Here is a 16,026-nt window from a genome sequence, read left to right on the forward strand (position 1 = left end):
GGTGTATGATTAGCCTGCCTGTTTCAGGTCATCACAGTGAGGTGCAGGGTGAAAATAGCCATTTTGTCCAGGGACGGAACGCTCTGGTCCTGTAAACGTCTGCGCGAGGCCGCGGCAAAACGCGGCCATCAGGTCGAAATCCTCGATCCGCTTTCCTGTTATATGAACATCAGTCCGGCGGCGTCCTCTATTCACTATAAGGGCCGCCAGCTCCCGCATTTTGACGCGGTTATCCCGCGTATTGGCTCGGCGATTACCTTTTACGGTACCGCCGCGCTGCGCCAGTTTGAAATTCTGGGCAGTTATCCGCTGAATGAATCCGTCGCCATTACCCGCGCCCGCGACAAGCTGCGTTCGCTGCAGCTGCTGGCCAGACAGGGCATTGATTTACCGATTACCGGCATTGCGCACTCCCCGGACGACACGCGTGACCTGATTGATATGGTCGGCGGGGCGCCGTTGGTGGTGAAGCTGGTGGAAGGCACGCAGGGGATCGGCGTAGTGCTGGCTGAAACCCGTCAGGCGGCGGAAAGCGTGGTCGACGCGTTTCGCGGGCTGAACGCACATATTCTGGTGCAGGAATACATTCAGGAAGCCAAAGGCTGTGACATTCGCTGCCTGGTGGTGGGCGATGAAGTGGTGGCCGCCATTGAACGGCGGGCCAAAGAGGGCGATTTCCGTTCGAACCTGCATCGTGGCGGGGTGGCGACGGTGGCGGAGATTACGGCGTTAGAGCGCGAAATTGCCATCAAGGCCGCGCAAACGCTGGGGCTTGACGTCGCGGGAGTCGATATTTTACGTGCCAGTCGTGGCCCGCTGGTAATGGAAGTCAACGCTTCGCCGGGGCTGGAAGGCATCGAAAAAACCACCGGGATCGATATCGCGGGCAAAATGATCCAGTGGATAGAGCGTCATGCCAGGCCGGGCTTTTGTCTTAAAACGGGCGGATAGCATAAGATCTCATCGGTTCCGTAGCATCTGAACGCGTTTTTGCGTAACCTGTAACGGGTTCCATTAAGGTTACGCATTTATTTCACAGCAAGAGGTTTCAGGGTTTATGGATTCACTCGTCGTCCCGGGTCTGGATACGTTACGTCAATGGCTCGACGAAATGGGCATCAGCTTCTATGAGTGCGATACCTGTCAGGCGCTACACTTGCCGCACATGCAGAATTTCGACGGTATTTTCGATGCCAAACTCGACCTGCTGGATAACGTGGTGCTGTTTTCAGCGCTGGCGGAAGTGAAGCCTTCAGCGTTGCTGCCGCTGGCCTCCGATTTATCGTCTATCAACGCCAGTTCCCTGACGGTCAAAGCGTTCCTCGATATTCAGGATGACAACCTGCCGAAGCTGGTGGTGTGCCAGTCGCTGTCGGTAAATGTCGGTGTCACCCGTGAGCAGTTCGAATGGTTCTTCCGTCAGAGCGAGGAACAGGTATCGATGGTTATCCTTGAAGCCGCTTCCCATGAGCTGCTGTATAAAGGTGATGAAGAAGAGCAGCCGGTCGAACAGACGCCATTCCATTTTCTTCACTAAAGACCGCCATAATCGACGCAGTCGCCACCAGCGCGACTGCGCAAAACCCGCCAATATTCTGCTGTTAACCTCTTCTTAAAGAATTATTCACCACTCCAACGCCACTGATGGCTTATGCCATATAGTGATCTTGCATAAAAAATTGATAAAAGGCGTTTTTTGAGCCGAGCTATAGCCTCGAACCCTGGCTAAAGTTATTCTTGCGAAGCCTCAAACAGGGCGCGTGAAACACTGCATTTACCCTAATGCGGCGCGTAATATCCTGAAGCACTTGCGAGCAATACCGGCCGGGAGAGATGCTCTCTCCTTTTCTTAACTGACTGAAAAAATATGCATGATTTTTGCATGCATAGGGCTGCATCTACATTGGTTCGAATGTTAACGGACGTTGAAAAGGAAAAGAGATATGACCGCCTTGAATAAGAAATGGTTAACAGGTCTGGTTGCGGGCGCGCTGATGGCCGTCTCTGCTGGTACGCTCGCCGCTGAACAAAAAACGCTGCACATTTATAACTGGTCTGATTATATCGCCCCGGACACGCTGGCGAATTTCACCAAAGAAACCGGTATTAAAGTGGTGTATGACGTCTTTGATTCCAACGAAGTGCTGGAAGGGAAATTAATGGCCGGTAGCACCGGTTATGACCTGGTGGTGCCTTCTTCACAGTTCCTGGAGCGTCAGTCTCAGGCCGGGATTTTCCAGCCGATCGATAAAAGCAAACTGCCGAACTACAAGCATCTCGATCCGGAAATGCTCAAGCTGGTGGCGCAAAACGACCACGACAATAAGTACGGTATTCCGTACATGATGGTCACCACCGGCATCGGCTATAACGTCGATAAAGTAAAAGCGGCGCTCGGCAAAGATGCGCCGGTGAACAGCTGGGATCTTATCCTGAAACCGGAAAACCTCGAAAAACTGAAAAGCTGTGGTGTCTCGTTCCTGGATGCGCCAAGCGAAGTCTATGCCGCAGTGCTGCACTATCTTGGCAAAGATCCAAACAGTTCAGACCCGAAAGATTACACCGGTGCTGCGAACGATCTGCTGCTGAAGCTGCGTCCGTCTGTGCGCTATTTCCACTCTTCTCAATACATTAATGACCTGGCGAACGGCGACATCTGCGTGTCGATTGGCTGGTCGGGCGATATTCTTCAGGCGGCAAACCGTGCGAAAGAAGCCAAGAATGGCGTGAACGTTGCCTACAGCATTCCGAAGGAAGGGGCGATGGTTTACTTCGATATGTTTGCCATTCCTAAGGATGCCAAAAATACCGATGCGGCGTATCAGTTCCTGAATTACCTGCTGCGACCTGACGTGGTGGCGAATATCAGTAATCACGTTTACTACGCCAACGCCAACAAAGACGCGACGCCGCTGCTGACTGCCGAAGTGCGCGATAACCCGGGCATTTATCCGCCTGCGGACGTGCGTGCGAAGCTGTTCACACAATCCGTCTTATCGCCAAAAATCGACCGCGTCATTACCCGTTCGTGGACCACGGTTAAGACCGGGAAGTAAACCCGTCATGCCCGGCGGCGTGATGCTGACCGGGCCTGCAATCTCATGTAGGCCGGGCCAGCGATGTGCCGCCCGGCAAGAATAAAACGCACCGGGTCAGTGCATCTGCACTGTGATGTTCTTTGTATGGCACCGGACCATGCAAATGTTTGTTTTTACCGGAGAGCACCCTCGTGACTGACGCAATCCCACGCCCACAGGCGAAAACCCCCAAAGCGCTGACCCCGCTGCTGGAAATCCGCAATCTGACCAAATCCTTTGACGGCCAGCATGCCGTCGACGACGTCAGCCTCACTATCTATAAAGGCGAAATCTTCGCGCTGCTCGGCCCCTCGGGCTGTGGTAAATCGACCCTGCTGCGTATGCTGGCGGGCTTTGAGACCCTGACCGCCGGGCAAATCGTTCTGGATGGTGTAGACCTCTCGCAGGTGCCGCCCTATCAGCGTCCCATCAATATGATGTTCCAGTCCTACGCGCTGTTCCCGCACATGACCGTCGAGCAGAACATCGCTTTCGGCCTCAAGCAGGACAAACTGCCGAAGGCGGAAATCGCCGCCCGGGTGCAGGAAATGCTCAGCCTGGTTCACATGCAGGAATACGCCAAACGTAAGCCGCATCAGCTTTCCGGTGGCCAGCGTCAACGCGTGGCGTTGGCCCGCAGCCTTGCCAAACGGCCAAAACTGTTACTGCTCGACGAACCGATGGGCGCGCTGGATAAAAAACTGCGCGACCGGATGCAGCTCGAAGTGGTGGACATTCTTGAGCGCGTCGGCGTGACCTGCGTCATGGTGACCCATGACCAGGAAGAAGCGATGACCATGGCCGGGCGTATTGCGATCATGAACCGTGGTAAGTTCGTGCAGATTGGCGAACCGGAAGAGATTTATGAGCATCCGACCGCCCGTTTCAGCGCCGAATTTATTGGCTCGGTAAACGTGTTCGAAGGGCTGTTGAAAGCGCGTCAGGAAGATGGCCTGGTAATTGATTCTCCGGGGCTGGTGCATCCGCTAAAAGTCGATGCCGACGCGTCGGTGCTGGATAACGTGCCGGTATACGTCGCGCTGCGCCCGGAAAAAATCATGCTCTGCGATGGGGCGCCTGCCGACGGCTACAACTTTGCGGTCGGGGAAGTGGTGCACATCGCCTATCTCGGCGATCTGTCGATTTATCACGTTCGCCTGAAAAGCGGCCAGATGATCAGTGCCCAGTTACAGAACGAACACCGCTATCGCAAAGGTCAGCCGACCTGGGGCGATGAGGTGCGTCTGTGCTGGGATGCTGACAGCTGTGTGGTCCTGACGGTGTAGAGGAGGGCGCAATGATGAAGACTTTAGAACCTCCGGTTCAGGTGAAACAGCCCGGCGGCGTTGGCGTATGGCTTGCCAAAATGCAGATGAAGCACGGCCGCAAGCTGGTGATTGCCCTCCCGTACCTGTGGCTGATGTTGCTGTTTTTACTGCCGTTCCTGATCGTCTTTAAAATCAGTTTGTCCGATATTGCGCGGGCGATCCCGCCGTACACCGATCTGTGGGAGTGGGCCGACAGTCAAATCACCCTGACCCTTAATATCGGCAACTTCCTGCTGCTGACCGACGATCCGCTGTATTTTGAGGCCTATTTACAGTCGTTGCAGGTGGCGGCGATCTCCACCTGTTGCTGCTTGCTGATGGGATATCCGCTGGCGTGGGCGGTGGCGCACAGTAAGCCGTCGACGCGTAATATTCTGCTGCTGCTGATTATTCTGCCGTCGTGGACGTCGTTCCTGATTCGTGTCTATGCCTGGATGGGGATCCTGAAAAGTAACGGTATCCTGAATAATTTCCTGCTGTGGACCGGAATCATCGACCAGCCGCTGGAGATCCTGCACACCAATCTGGCGGTGTATATCGGCATCGTGTACGCCTATTTGCCGTTTATGGTGCTGCCGATTTATACCGCGCTGACCCGCATAGATTATTCGCTGGTGGAAGCCTCGCTCGATTTAGGTGCCAGACCGCTGAAAACCTTCTTCAGCGTGATCGTCCCGTTGACCAAAGGCGGGATCATTGCCGGGTCGATGCTGGTGTTTATTCCGGCGGTGGGCGAGTTCGTTATTCCGGAACTGCTCGGCGGGCCGGACACTATCATGATTGGACGCGTGCTGTGGCAGGAGTTCTTTAATAACCGCGACTGGCCGGTGGCCTCTGCCGTGGCGATCGTGATGTTGCTGCTGCTGATCGTGCCTATCATGTGGTTCCACAAGCATCAGCAAAAACAGATGGGGGAACACGGATGAACAACTTACCGGTCGTCCGCTCTCCATGGCGTATTTTGATTCTGCTGCTCGGGTTCACCTTCCTCTACGCGCCAATGCTGATGCTGGTTATCTACTCGTTCAACAGTTCCAAACTGGTGACGGTATGGGCGGGCTGGTCCACGCGTTGGTACGGTGAACTGTTCCGCGATGAGGCCATGATGAGCGCGGTAGGATTAAGCCTGACCATTGCCGCCTGTGCGGCAACCATGGCGGCTATTCTCGGCACTATCGCCGCGGTAGTGATGGTCCGCTTCGGGCGTTTTCGGGGCTCGAACGGCTTTGCGTTCATGATAACCGCGCCGCTGGTGATGCCGGATGTGATAACCGGTCTGTCACTGCTGCTGCTGTTCGTGGCGCTCGGCCACGCCACCGGCTGGCCGTCTGACCGTGGCATGCTGACGATTTGGCTGGCGCACGTCACGTTTTGTACTGCCTACGTGGCGGTGGTTATCTCCTCGCGTCTGCGTGAACTCGACTGCTCAATAGAAGAGGCGGCGATGGATCTGGGTGCGACGCCGCTGAAGGTCTTTTTCGTTATCACTCTGCCAATGATCATGCCGGCGGTGATTTCTGGCTGGCTGCTGGCGTTTACCCTGTCCCTCGATGACCTGGTGATCGCCAGCTTTGTTTCCGGGCCGGGCGCAACCACCTTGCCGATGCTGGTGTTCTCCAACGTGCGTATGGGGGTCAACCCGGAAATCAACGCCCTGGCGACGCTGATCCTCGGCGTGGTCGGAATTGTTGGTTTACTCGCCTGGTTCCTCATGGCAAGGTCTGAAAAGCAGCGTGTACGCGACATCCAGCGTGCAAGACGCGGCTGAACCGCTTAAAATCATTAGCGTTGTGTCATCGTCTCCCTGTGTTTCCAGGGAGACGTTTTCATGGAAGGCCACAATTGCGATTCTTTTCTAAAACTGCGAATACACATGCCAGACCGAACGTCCCTGTCCTGGTGCAGGTGGCGGCGCTCGCTATTATTCTGATTCGTGCGCTGGATGTCTTGATGATCCTCGGCCTGCTCGGTCCGCAAGGGATGATGGAATTCGTCCATCGCAGCGTGCAGACCTGGGCGTTAACCCTGGTCTTTCTGGCCAGTCTGGTGCTGGTTTTTGTCGAAATCTGGTGTGCGTTTTCGCTGATCAAAGGGCGAAACTGGTCGCGCTGGCTGTACCTGTCGACCCAGGTGATCGCCGCCGTTTACCTGTGGGCTGCGTCGTTGGGCTATGGTTATCCTGAACTGTTCAGCATTCCCGGGGAATCAAAGCGGGAAATACTCCGCTCGCTGGTGATGCAAAAACTGCCGGATATGCTGGTGCTGTGTCTACTTTTTGTTCCCGCTGCCAGCCGTCGGTTTTTCCGTCTGCATTAACGGTGATACAATCCCGGCCCCTGGAATTTCAAAGGTCTTTGTATGCAGTGCGCACTCTATGATGCCGGTCGCTGTCGCTCCTGTCAGTGGCTCGAACAGCCGGTGTCCCAACAGCTTGCCGCCAAAATGGCGGATCTCCGGCAACTGCTGTCCGCCTCGACGGTAGAAGAGTGGTGCGCGCCGATTGGCGGCCCGGAAAGCGGGTTTCGTAATAAAGCTAAAATGGTGGTCAGCGGCAGCGTCGAAAAACCGCTGCTCGGTATGTTGCATCGCGACGGCACCCCGGAAGACCTGTGTGATTGCCCGCTGTATCCCGCCTCGTTTGCCCCGGTGTTTGCCGCACTTAAGCCGTTCATCGCCCGGGCGGGCCTGACGCCGTATAACGTGGCGCGTAAACGCGGCGAATTGAAATATCTGCTGCTGACCGAAAGCCAACTCGACGGTGGGATGATGCTGCGGTTTGTGTTGCGCTCCGATACCAAGCTGGCACAGCTGCGCGCCGCCTTGCCGGATTTACAGGCTCAGCTGCCGCAGTTGAAGGTGATTTCTGTCAACATCCAGCCGGTACACATGGCGATCATGGAGGGTGAACAGGAAATCTTTCTCACCGAACAACAGGCGCTGGCGGAACGTTTTAACGACGTGCCATTGTGGATCCGTCCGCAAAGTTTCTTCCAGACCAACCCGACGGTTGCCAGCCAGCTTTACGCCACCGCGCGGCGCTGGGTCCGCGAATTACCGGTCCAACATATGTGGGATCTGTTCTGTGGGGTAGGTGGATTTGGCCTGCACTGCGCCACGCCTGAGATGACGCTCACCGGGATAGAAATTGCCCCGGAAGCCATTGCCTGCGCCAGACAGTCGGCGACAGAGCTGGGCTTACACAATCTGCATTTTCAGGCCCTGGATTCCACCCAATTTGCGACCGCGCAGGGGAGTGTACCTGAACTGGTGCTGGTTAATCCGCCGCGTCGGGGAATAGGTAAAGCGCTGTGCGATTATCTGAGCGAGATGGCGCCGCCGTTTATTATCTATTCCAGCTGTAATGCGCAGTCGATGGCGAAAGACGTTGGCCATCTGCCGGACTACCGGGTCGCCCGGGTGCAACTGTTTGATATGTTCCCGCACACCGCGCACTACGAAGTGTTAACCCTGTTGATTCGCCGCTAATCTCGCGCCGGGCAGGCTGACACCTGACCCGGCCCGGCGTTTATTTGCTCATGCTGTCTTTTTTCATGCCGTCTTTCGACATGTTATCCATTTTCCCCATGCTGTCTTTTTTCATGCCGTCTTTCGACATGTTATCCATTTTCCCCATACTGTCCTTTTTCATCGCGTCTTTCTTCATCCCGTCCTTGCACATCTCGTCTTTACAGGGTTTACCCATATTGTCTTTCGCCATCCCGTCATGGGACATCGCCATTTTATCTTTTGCCATTGTGTCGTTGCTCATGTTGTCGGCGGCCTGAACGTTAAACATCACCAGGGCAGAAACGGCAGCGGCGGCAAGCATCATCTTTTTCATGGTATTTCCTCGTTATTTAGGTTGGGGTTGTGTCGTCGTGAATTAGCTGCCACCAAACCAGTTGTAACCCTGATCTTCCCAGTAACCGCCCGGGAAGCGATTGGTGACTTCAATGGATAAAACGTGTTTCGGGTTTTTGTACCCGAGCTTGGTGGGGATGCGGATTTTCATCGGATAACCGTACTTCGGCGGCAGGATTTGATTATCCCAGGTCAGAGCCAATAGCGTTTGCGGATGCAGGGCGGTGGCCATATCAATGCTGGTGTAGTAATCATCGGCGCAACGGAAACTGACGTATTTCGCGCGGGTATCGGCCCCGATGAGCTGTAAAAACTGAGCAAAAGGCACGCCGCCCCATTTGCCGATCGCACTCCAGCCCTCGACGCAAATGTGGCGGGTGACCTGGCTTGCCTGCTGCATGTGGTACAGCTCCGGCAGCGTCCAGGCTTTGGTGTCCCGCACCAGGCCGCGAATTTCCAGCTGGAAGTCCCGCCCGTCGACCTGGGGGATATCGTCCTCGCCGTAAAAGGCGTTAAACGGAAACGGGCGGGTTATCTCGGATTCTTGGTATTCCGGCGCCAGATTACGGTGGCTGAAGAGAAAACCCTGTACCCGATCGTTAAAGCGCGACATGCGGGACAGCACTGTCTCTACGCTTTCGTTATCACTGATATCACACCCGGTGAGCATCATCACGCCGCCCAGGGTCAAACCCTGGCGCAGCAGGCGGCGACGGTCCGGGCTTAACAGTTTCTCCGCGTCTTTGACCAGATAATGGGCATCGCTGGCAGAGAGTGAGGTCGGTTTTTTCATTCTGTTGTCCTTAGCGTCCACGCAGCATGGCCAATAACGTCCGCGGTACCAGCAACACCATCAGCAAATGAATAATCACGAACAGAGCCATCGCACTCATGCAGAAAAAGTGGATGTACCGCGCGGCCTCGTAGCCGCCAAGCATTTCCCGCAGCAGCGGAAACTGGACGGATTTCCACAGCACCAGCCCTGAGAGCAGCATCCCGACGCCGAGCGCAATCGCGCCGAGATAGGCCAGCTTTTGCACCATGTTGTAATGACTCAGGTCGGCGTGTTGCAGCTTGCCGCGCAGGGCTGCCAGCAGGTCATCGCGCAATTGGCGAAAAGAAAGTGGGAAGAATTTGCGGCGGAAGCGACCACTTACAATGCCGAGCGTCAGATAGACCGCGCCGTTAATCACCAGCACCCACATCATGGCGAAGTGCCATTGCAGCGCCCCGCCGAGCCAGCCGCCGAGGGTGAGGTTCGCTGGAAAGTCGAAATCAAACAGCGGCGAGGCGTTATAGATTCGCCAGCCGCTGAACATCATGCCCGCGATGGCGATGGCGTTTACCCAATGGCAGCAGCGCAACCACAGCGGGTGGATCTTTTCTGGACGCGATGAGGACATGGTGGATTCTCCCCGGATGACATGTTTGCAGCATGCGCCGCATCGGGTCACCAGATCCTCACGGAAGTTTAAATAAAATGTGATAACTTGCGGCGCTTGCCTGCGTTAAGCTTTAACAAAAGACTGTCGGTGGAACGCCATGAATAACCCAAAGAAAATACTGCTGGTTGAAGACGATCAGGATATCGCCACCTTGCTGCGGCTGAATTTACAGGATGAGGGTTACGAGATTGTCCACGAAGCGGACGGTCACCAGGCCCTGGTGCAGCTTGAGAAGCCTGTCTGGGATGCGGTTATCCTCGATCTGATGCTGCCCGGCGTTGACGGCCTGGAGATTTGCCGTCGTATTCGGCAGATGACGCGCTACCTGCCGGTGATCATTATCAGCGCCCGCACCAGCGAAACGCACCGCGTTTTGGGCCTGGAGATGGGCGCGGACGACTATTTGCCAAAACCGTTTTCCGTGCTGGAACTGATTGCCCGCGTGAAAGCGCTGTTCCGGCGTCAGGAAGCGATGGGGCAGAACATTCGCATGGAGGGCGGCTTGATTACTGCCCACGGGCTGACTATCGATCCGCTGGCGCGCGAAGTGCGTCTGCGCGATGAGATTGTCGAATTAACCCCGCGCGAGTTTGACTTGCTGTACTGGTTCGCCCGTCATCCGGGGGAAGTGTTCTCTCGCCTGTCGCTGCTCGACAGCGTCTGGGGCTACCAACACGAAGGCTACGAGCATACCGTCAACACCCATATCAACCGGCTGCGCATCAAAATCGAGCGCGACGCGGCGGAGCCTGAAATCATTCTCACCGTCTGGGGTAAAGGCTATAAGTTTGCCAGCGATAAAACGGAGCCCGCTTTATGATCCGCCGTTTGAGCCTCAGCCAGCGGCTGACGCTGGTGTTCACCGCCATTTTGCTGCTGTGCGCCGTAGCGGCGTGCAGCGTGCAGCTTTACAGCTCCTCGCAATACGGCAGCGCGATGGTTCAGCGCCTTTCCGCCGGGTTGGCGCAGCAAATCGTCAACAGCGAGCCGCTGCTGGATAAACAGGGGGAAGTCAATCGCCAGACGCTCAAAACCCTGTTTGACAGGCTGATGAACCTGAACCCGAGCGTGGAGTTGTATCTGGTGTCGCCGGAAGGCGATTTATTGGCCGATGCGGCCCCGGCTGGACACATCAAACGGCAGAAAATCGATGTGGCACCGTTGCAAACCTTCCTCGGCGGCGCGGCGTGGCCGGTGTTTGGCGACGATCCGCGCAGTCTCGATAAACAGAAAGTCTTCAGCGTGGCGCCGGTGCGGTTAAACGGCGTATTACACTGCTATCTGTACATTATATTGCAGGGCGAAAATCTCAATGCGCTGTCCGACAGCGCCTGGGAAAAAGCGCTCTGGAGCACGGTGCTGTGGTCGCTGTTGCTGGTGGCGTTGTTCGGCACGCTGGCGGGGATGATGGTCTGGTATTCGGTCACCCGCCCGGTCAAACGGCTGACCGCCGATGTGCGCGGCCTGGATCAGGACAGCATCAGCGCCATCAAACAGCTGGCGCAGCAAACGCCGGAGCGCGAGCCCGCCAATGAGGTTGCGATCCTGCACAATACCTTTATCGAGCTGGCGCGCAAAATTGCCTGCCAGTGGGATCAGCTCTCTGACAGCGATCGCCAGCGCCGCGAGTTTATTGCCAACATTTCGCATGATTTACGTACTCCGCTAACGTCATTACTGGGTTATCTGGAAACCCTGTCGATGAAAGCCGACACGCTGTCGCCGGCAGATAACCGTCAGTATCTGGCGATTGCCCTACGCCAGGGCCACAAGGTGCGCCATCTTTCACAGCAGCTGTTTGAACTGGCGAAACTTGAACATGGCGGGATCAAGCCGCAGCTGGAACGCTTTGCCATCGGGGAGCTGATTCAGGACGTGGCGCAGAAATTCGACCTGGCGATTGAAACCCGACAGCTGAAACTGCAGGTCGAGATGCCACGCTCGCTGCCGTTGGTGAATGCTGACGTGTCGATGATTGAACGGGTGGTGACCAATCTGCTGGATAACGCGGTGCGCCACACCCCGCAGGGCGGCACCATTCAGCTGCGCGTCTGGCAGGAAAACGCGCAACTGCAGGTGGAAGTAGCCGACAGCGGGCCGGGGGTAGAAGCAGAGTTGCGAGAGCAGCTGTTCCAGCGTCCTTCGGCGCTCAATGCGCGACGGGCCCGTGAGGACCGGGGCGGATTAGGGCTATTGATCGTGCGGCGAATGCTCGAATTACACGGGGGCGGTATCCGACTGGTGGATGCCACGCCGGGAGCTTGCTTCCGCTTTTACGTGCCGTTATAAGCCGTTATACATGCAAAAGCCGGGCGCAAGGCCCGGCTTGATAGTCAATACGCTTCAGCTTACTGCGGGAACCACTGCTGGCTGATTTTTTGGTACGTTCCGTCTGCTTTAATCGCTTTCAGCGCCCCGTTCAGTTTTTCCAGCAGCGCTTTGTTATCGGGGCGGACGGCAATCCCCAGGCCGGTACCGAAATACTGTGCGTCGGTCACTTTCGGCGTGGCGGTACCCAACTGTGGATTGGTTTTTAGCCACTCATTCACGACCGCAGTATCGCCAAACACCCCATCGATACGGCCATTTTTCAGGTCAATAATCGCATTCTGGTAGCTGTCATACGCCACGGTTTTCACTTCCGGGTGCTTATCCTGCAGGTATTTCTGATGGGTGGTGCCATTTTCCATCCCGATGCGTTTGCCTTTCAGCTGCTCAAAAGAGGTGAACTCGCCCTTTTTCGCAATCACCAGCGCCGAGTTGGCGTAGTACGGGTCGGTGAATGCCACCTGCTTACTGCGCTCAGGCGTGATGTCCATACCGGAAATCACCGCGTCGTATTTTTTGAATTTCAGCGACGGGATCAGGCTGTCAAACGCGTGGTTGGTGAAGGTGCAGTCCGCCTGCATTTGTTTGCATAACGCTTTCGCCAGATCGATATCAAAACCGGCAATCTGATTGTTGGCATCGAGAGATTCAAACGGTGGATAGGTGGCGGAGACGCCAAAGCTGATTTTGTCAGCCGCAGCCGCGCCTGCGGCGAAAGAGGCAAGCAGCGCTGCCAGAATAAGTTTCTTCATGGTAAAGCTCCCGTCGGTCAATCTTATGATGTTGTGCCGTGTCTGAGGCATGGGAGTTACCTTGCCATCTTGTGAATTATCATGCAATAAAAATGACTAAATATTTTATTTTGGGCGTAAAAAAAAGCGGGAAGTGAATCACTTGCCCGCTTACGGTGATGCTTTCTTATGCAGTATCAGTTACGGCGTTCAAACGCCAGTGCCTTACGTTCGATCAGGCGCATCATCAACGTCAGCAGCCCGTTGACCACCAGATATACCAGGCCCGCCGCGCCAAACACCATCACGTCATAGGTCCGGCCATACAGCAGCTGTCCGTGACCCATCACTTCCATCAATGTAATGGTGTACGCCAGAGAGGTACTCTTGAACACCAGCACCACTTCGTTGGAGTAAGAGGAGAGGGCGCGTTTGAACGCATACGGCAGCAGGATAGCCAGGGTGTCTTTCTTGCTCATCCCCAACGCACCGCAGGATTGCCACTGGCCGTCCGGGATAGCGCGGATCGCGCCATAGAACAGCTGGGTGGTATAGGCGGCGCTGTTGAGCGACAGGGCAATCATTGCGCACAGCCAGGGTTCAGAGAGCAGATGCCACAGCGCCGGATAGTTCTGTAACTGCGGGAACTGGCCTGGACCGTAGTAAATCAGGAAAATCTGCACCAGCAGCGGCGTACCGGTAAACAGCGTGATATAGGCGCGGACAATCCATACCAGCACTGGCGTTTTCAGCGTCAGGATGATGGTGAAAATCAGCGACATAATCAGCGCCAGCACGATGGAGGCCACAGTCAGCGTCAAGCTGGTGTGCAGCCCCTTCATCAGTTCGGGTAAATACTCAAGCATCAGCCTGGTCTCCGTTCAAAGCGAGTCGCGCGCAGGTCAATGCGTTTAAGAATGTACTGACTGAGCAGGGTGATAACGAGGTAAATAGCCGCCGCCACGATGTACCAGGTAAACGGCTCCTGGGTACGGGTGGCGATGCTTTTGGTCTGCAACATCAAATCGTTCACGCTGATAAGCGACACCAGGGCGGTATCTTTCAGCAGCACCAGCCACTGGTTCCCGAGCCCCGGCAGCGCATGACGCCACATCTGCGGCATCACCAGCCGGAAGAAAATCGCCGCTTTCGACAGCCCCAGCGCCTGACCGGATTCCCACTGACCCTGCGGGACGGCTTTCAGCGCGCCACGCAGCGTTTGCGAGGCGTAGGCGGAATAGAGCAGCGACAGCGCAATCACGCCGCACAGGAACGGGCTGACGTCGAAGTTTTCAATCTGCACCTGAATCGGGATCTGCGCAAAACCGAGGTTCAGCGTAAAGCCGTCAGACAGCAGGAGCAGCAGCTGTGAGGAGCCGAAATAGATAAACAGGACCACCAGAATTTCCGGTAATCCACGCAGAAGGGTGACCAGTCCGGTGCCGAGCCATGCGACAGGACGCCATTTCGCTGACTCCCACACCGCAAAGATCATCGCCAGCACCAGGCCTATCGCCAGCGCACAAACGGCAAGGCCGACGGTCATCCCGGCGGCGCTTGCTAATGGAAACATTTCGTTCATCAAGAATTACTTCTGGAACCATTTGCTGTAGATGGTCTGGTAAGTCCCATCCTGTTTCACTTTGTCGAGCGCAGCATCCAGTTTCTGCTGCAGATCGGTGTTGCCCTGACGCACGGCGATGCCGAGGCCGGTACCAAAGTATTCTTTATCGGTCACTTTATCGCCGATGGCGGCCAGTTTCGGATCGGCTTTCAGCCATTCGGTCACCACGGCGGTATCACCGAACACCGCGTCAATACGGCCATTCTGCAGATCCAGTTTGGCGTTCTGGTAGCTGTCGTATGGCACGGTCGTGATTTCCGGATGTTTATCCATGATGAACTTCTGATGCGTGGTGCCGTTCTGCATGCCAACTTTTTTGCCTTTCAGCGCGGCGATGTCTGCAACTTTGCCTTTCTGACCCACGAACAGCGCGGAGTTATCGTAGTAAGGCTTGGTGAACAGCACCTGTTTTTCACGCTCTGGCGTGATGTCCATGCCGGAAATAACGGCGTCAAAACGACGGAATTTCAGGCTAGGGATCAGGCTGTCGAATGCCTGGTTGGTAAAGGTACAGGTGGCGTCGATTTGTTTACACAAGGCGTTCGCCAGGTCCACGTCGAAGCCGACAATCTTATTGCTGGCATCCATGGATTCAAACGGAGGGTAGGACGCTTCCATCGCAAAACGAATGGTCTGTGCTGCACCGGCGGACAGGCTGACGCTGGCCAGCAGCGCGGCAATCACGATTTTTTTCATTGTCATTGTTCCCGAATACATCAGTGTGAAAGATAGTTTTTAAAGGCGTCGGTCTGCGGATGGGCAAAGCACGCCGCATCCCCAAGTTCAACAATATGACCGTTTTCCATATACACCACTCGACTGGCGGTTTTCCGCGCCACTTCGACTTCATGGGTCACGATAACCTGGGTAATCTGAGTTTGTGCCAGCTCGCGAATGATGCTGACAATCTGGGCGGTGATTTCCGGATCCAATGCGGCGGTTGGCTCATCAAACAGCAGAACCTGCGGTTCCATCATCAGCGCCCGGGCAATGGCCACACGTTGTTGCTGACCGCCGGATAAATGCAGCGGATAGCGGTCGCTATACGGCTTCAGGCGCAGACGTTCCAGCAGCTTTTCGGCGCGAGCCAGAGCCTGCTCTTTGGATAAGCCGAGCACGCGACATGGGGCTTCAATCAGGTTTTGCAGCACGGTCAGGTGCGGCCAGAGGTTGTACTGCTGAAAGACCATACCGACGTTCTGACGCAGGTCACGAATCGCCTTATCGGAAGGGGCTTTGCTGAAATTGAACTGATTTCCTGCAATGGAAAGCGTGCCAGAACGCGGCATCTCCAGCAGGTTAAGAACGCGCAACAGCGAGCTTTTTCCCGCGCCGCTAGGGCCAAGCAGCACCAGCGTTTCACCCTGCGGGCAATCCAGGGTTATGTCGAACAGCGCCTGATGTGCGCCGTAAAAGCAGTTAATGCCTTCTAGTTTTATACTCATCCGGGAAATCTGACACCGATAGCTATTGAGGCCGCAAATAGTAACGTTCACAGAATAGTTATGCAATATTTCTGCGTTAAAACTTAAATATAAACCACGTTTATACTTAAAGTTAGCACAAAATAGCGAGAGCGCAGGGGCGGGGGAATAAATGTCGGCATTCATCACAGAATGCCAGACATTTTAC

18 protein-coding genes are annotated in these 16,026 nt (G+C 55.5%); 10 read left to right on the forward strand and 8 right to left on the reverse strand.

From position 1 onward, the window contains the following. The first annotated feature begins 48 nt into the window (after positions 1 to 48). The 8 genes from rimK to rlmC all read left to right on the forward strand — a co-directional run bounded on the left by rimK (position 49) and on the right by rlmC (position 7,891). Positions 49 to 951: a 30S ribosomal protein S6--L-glutamate ligase gene (rimK, locus tag ACG0Z5_RS09970; RefSeq protein WP_394446888.1), complete on the forward strand. Its 903-nt coding sequence runs from the start codon at positions 49 to 51 to the stop codon at positions 949 to 951. A 106-nt stretch (positions 952 to 1,057) separates the two neighbouring features. Next, complete coding sequence (locus ACG0Z5_RS09975) at positions 1,058 to 1,537, forward strand: YbjN domain-containing protein (RefSeq protein ID WP_394446890.1); 480 nt, start codon at positions 1,058 to 1,060, stop codon at positions 1,535 to 1,537. Between the two features lie 406 nt (positions 1,538 to 1,943). Continuing rightward, entirely contained in the window at positions 1,944 to 3,056 is a 1,113-nt protein-coding gene (gene potF / locus ACG0Z5_RS09980) for a spermidine/putrescine ABC transporter substrate-binding protein PotF (protein WP_394446892.1), read from the forward strand. 173 nt (positions 3,057 to 3,229) lie between these two features. Then, positions 3,230 to 4,363, forward strand: a complete 1,134-nt coding sequence (potG, locus tag ACG0Z5_RS09985; protein WP_394446895.1) for a putrescine ABC transporter ATP-binding subunit PotG — start codon at positions 3,230 to 3,232, stop codon at positions 4,361 to 4,363. A 14-nt stretch (positions 4,364 to 4,377) separates the two neighbouring features. Beyond that, positions 4,378 to 5,331, forward strand: coding sequence for a putrescine ABC transporter permease PotH (potH, locus tag ACG0Z5_RS09990; RefSeq protein WP_394447094.1), 954 nt, complete (start codon positions 4,378 to 4,380; stop codon positions 5,329 to 5,331). Continuing rightward, positions 5,328 to 6,173 (forward strand): putrescine ABC transporter permease PotI, encoded by an 846-nt coding sequence (potI, locus tag ACG0Z5_RS09995; RefSeq protein WP_394446897.1) that lies wholly within the window; start codon positions 5,328 to 5,330, stop codon positions 6,171 to 6,173. Before potH ends, potI begins: the two co-directional genes overlap by 4 nt. A gap of 74 nt (positions 6,174 to 6,247) precedes the next feature. Then, positions 6,248 to 6,721, forward strand: coding sequence for a YbjO family protein (locus ACG0Z5_RS10000; protein WP_394446899.1), 474 nt, complete (start codon positions 6,248 to 6,250; stop codon positions 6,719 to 6,721). 42 nt (positions 6,722 to 6,763) lie between these two features. Beyond that, positions 6,764 to 7,891, forward strand: coding sequence for a 23S rRNA (uracil(747)-C(5))-methyltransferase RlmC (gene rlmC / locus ACG0Z5_RS10005; protein WP_394446901.1), 1,128 nt, complete (start codon positions 6,764 to 6,766; stop codon positions 7,889 to 7,891). A gap of 40 nt (positions 7,892 to 7,931) precedes the next feature. Here the strand turns inward: rlmC and ACG0Z5_RS10010 are convergent, their stop codons facing one another. From ACG0Z5_RS10010 to ACG0Z5_RS10020, 3 genes are read right to left on the reverse strand one after another with little or no spacing between them, the layout of a single operon-like run. After that, entirely contained in the window at positions 7,932 to 8,246 is a 315-nt protein-coding gene (locus ACG0Z5_RS10010) for a pentapeptide MXKDX repeat protein (protein WP_394446903.1), read from the reverse strand. A gap of 42 nt (positions 8,247 to 8,288) precedes the next feature. Further along, positions 8,289 to 9,059 (reverse strand): molybdopterin-dependent oxidoreductase, encoded by a 771-nt coding sequence (locus ACG0Z5_RS10015; RefSeq protein ID WP_394446905.1) that lies wholly within the window; start codon positions 9,057 to 9,059, stop codon positions 8,289 to 8,291. Between the two features lie 10 nt (positions 9,060 to 9,069). Further along, complete coding sequence (locus ACG0Z5_RS10020; RefSeq protein WP_394446907.1) at positions 9,070 to 9,669, reverse strand: cytochrome b/b6 domain-containing protein; 600 nt, start codon at positions 9,667 to 9,669, stop codon at positions 9,070 to 9,072. A gap of 139 nt (positions 9,670 to 9,808) precedes the next feature. On the opposite strand from ACG0Z5_RS10020, the gene ACG0Z5_RS10025 reads away from it, so the two are divergent. Together ACG0Z5_RS10025 and ACG0Z5_RS10030 are read left to right on the forward strand one after the other, a co-directional pair. Beyond that, positions 9,809 to 10,531: a response regulator gene (locus tag ACG0Z5_RS10025; RefSeq protein WP_394446909.1), complete on the forward strand. Its 723-nt coding sequence runs from the start codon at positions 9,809 to 9,811 to the stop codon at positions 10,529 to 10,531. Next, positions 10,528 to 12,000 carry a sensor histidine kinase gene (locus tag ACG0Z5_RS10030; protein WP_394446911.1) on the forward strand — a complete coding sequence of 491 codons (1,473 nt, stop codon included), beginning with the start codon at positions 10,528 to 10,530 and terminating at the stop codon, positions 11,998 to 12,000. The genes ACG0Z5_RS10025 and ACG0Z5_RS10030 overlap by 4 nt, the downstream gene beginning before the upstream one ends. Before the next feature lie 59 nt (positions 12,001 to 12,059). Here ACG0Z5_RS10030 and artJ read toward each other — a convergent pair whose 3' ends face one another. The 5 genes from artJ to artP all read right to left on the reverse strand — a co-directional run bounded on the left by artJ (position 12,060) and on the right by artP (position 15,839). Next, positions 12,060 to 12,791, reverse strand: a complete 732-nt coding sequence (artJ, locus tag ACG0Z5_RS10035; protein ID WP_319629786.1) for an arginine ABC transporter substrate-binding protein ArtJ — start codon at positions 12,789 to 12,791, stop codon at positions 12,060 to 12,062. 176 nt (positions 12,792 to 12,967) lie between these two features. Continuing rightward, positions 12,968 to 13,636 carry an arginine ABC transporter permease ArtM gene (artM, locus tag ACG0Z5_RS10040; protein WP_394446914.1) on the reverse strand — a complete coding sequence of 223 codons (669 nt, stop codon included), beginning with the start codon at positions 13,634 to 13,636 and terminating at the stop codon, positions 12,968 to 12,970. Further along, on the reverse strand, positions 13,636 to 14,352 hold the full coding sequence (gene artQ / locus ACG0Z5_RS10045) for an arginine ABC transporter permease ArtQ (RefSeq protein WP_319629788.1): 717 nt from the start codon (positions 14,350 to 14,352) through the stop codon (positions 13,636 to 13,638). The genes artM and artQ overlap by 1 nt, the downstream gene beginning before the upstream one ends. Before the next feature lie 6 nt (positions 14,353 to 14,358). After that, positions 14,359 to 15,090 (reverse strand): arginine ABC transporter substrate-binding protein ArtI, encoded by a 732-nt coding sequence (gene artI, locus ACG0Z5_RS10050; protein ID WP_319629789.1) that lies wholly within the window; start codon positions 15,088 to 15,090, stop codon positions 14,359 to 14,361. A 20-nt stretch (positions 15,091 to 15,110) separates the two neighbouring features. Continuing rightward, positions 15,111 to 15,839, reverse strand: a complete 729-nt coding sequence (gene artP / locus ACG0Z5_RS10055; protein WP_394446917.1) for an arginine ABC transporter ATP-binding protein ArtP — start codon at positions 15,837 to 15,839, stop codon at positions 15,111 to 15,113. Positions 15,840 to 16,026: the final 187 nt, after the last annotated feature.

The organism is Scandinavium sp. M-37 (genome assembly GCF_043558715.1).
Classification (GTDB): domain Bacteria; phylum Pseudomonadota; class Gammaproteobacteria; order Enterobacterales; family Enterobacteriaceae; genus Scandinavium; species Scandinavium vulneris_A.

Bases quoted from the DNA above. Each gene is read 5' to 3' on its own strand.
- artJ (WP_319629786.1), bottom strand. From the start codon at position 12,791: ATGAAGAAACTTATTCTGGCAGCGCTGCTTGCCTCTTTCGCCGCAGGC.
- potF (WP_394446892.1), top strand. From the start codon at position 1,944: ATGACCGCCTTGAATAAGAAATGGTTAACAGGTCTGGTTGCGGGCGCG.
- ACG0Z5_RS09975 (WP_394446890.1), top strand. From the start codon at position 1,058: ATGGATTCACTCGTCGTCCCGGGTCTGGATACGTTACGTCAATGGCTC.
- artI (WP_319629789.1), bottom strand. From the start codon at position 15,090: ATGAAAAAAATCGTGATTGCCGCGCTGCTGGCCAGCGTCAGCCTGTCC.
- artQ (WP_319629788.1), bottom strand. From the start codon at position 14,352: ATGAACGAAATGTTTCCATTAGCAAGCGCCGCCGGGATGACCGTCGGC.
- potH (WP_394447094.1), top strand. From the start codon at position 4,378: ATGAAGACTTTAGAACCTCCGGTTCAGGTGAAACAGCCCGGCGGCGTT.
- rlmC (WP_394446901.1), top strand. From the start codon at position 6,764: ATGCAGTGCGCACTCTATGATGCCGGTCGCTGTCGCTCCTGTCAGTGG.
- artP (WP_394446917.1), bottom strand. From the start codon at position 15,839: ATGAGTATAAAACTAGAAGGCATTAACTGCTTTTACGGCGCACATCAG.
- ACG0Z5_RS10025 (WP_394446909.1), top strand. From the start codon at position 9,809: ATGAATAACCCAAAGAAAATACTGCTGGTTGAAGACGATCAGGATATC.
- ACG0Z5_RS10015 (WP_394446905.1), bottom strand. From the start codon at position 9,059: ATGAAAAAACCGACCTCACTCTCTGCCAGCGATGCCCATTATCTGGTC.
- potI (WP_394446897.1), top strand. From the start codon at position 5,328: ATGAACAACTTACCGGTCGTCCGCTCTCCATGGCGTATTTTGATTCTG.
- ACG0Z5_RS10020 (WP_394446907.1), bottom strand. From the start codon at position 9,669: ATGTCCTCATCGCGTCCAGAAAAGATCCACCCGCTGTGGTTGCGCTGC.
- ACG0Z5_RS10010 (WP_394446903.1), bottom strand. From the start codon at position 8,246: ATGAAAAAGATGATGCTTGCCGCCGCTGCCGTTTCTGCCCTGGTGATG.
- artM (WP_394446914.1), bottom strand. From the start codon at position 13,636: ATGCTTGAGTATTTACCCGAACTGATGAAGGGGCTGCACACCAGCTTG.
- ACG0Z5_RS10030 (WP_394446911.1), top strand. From the start codon at position 10,528: ATGATCCGCCGTTTGAGCCTCAGCCAGCGGCTGACGCTGGTGTTCACC.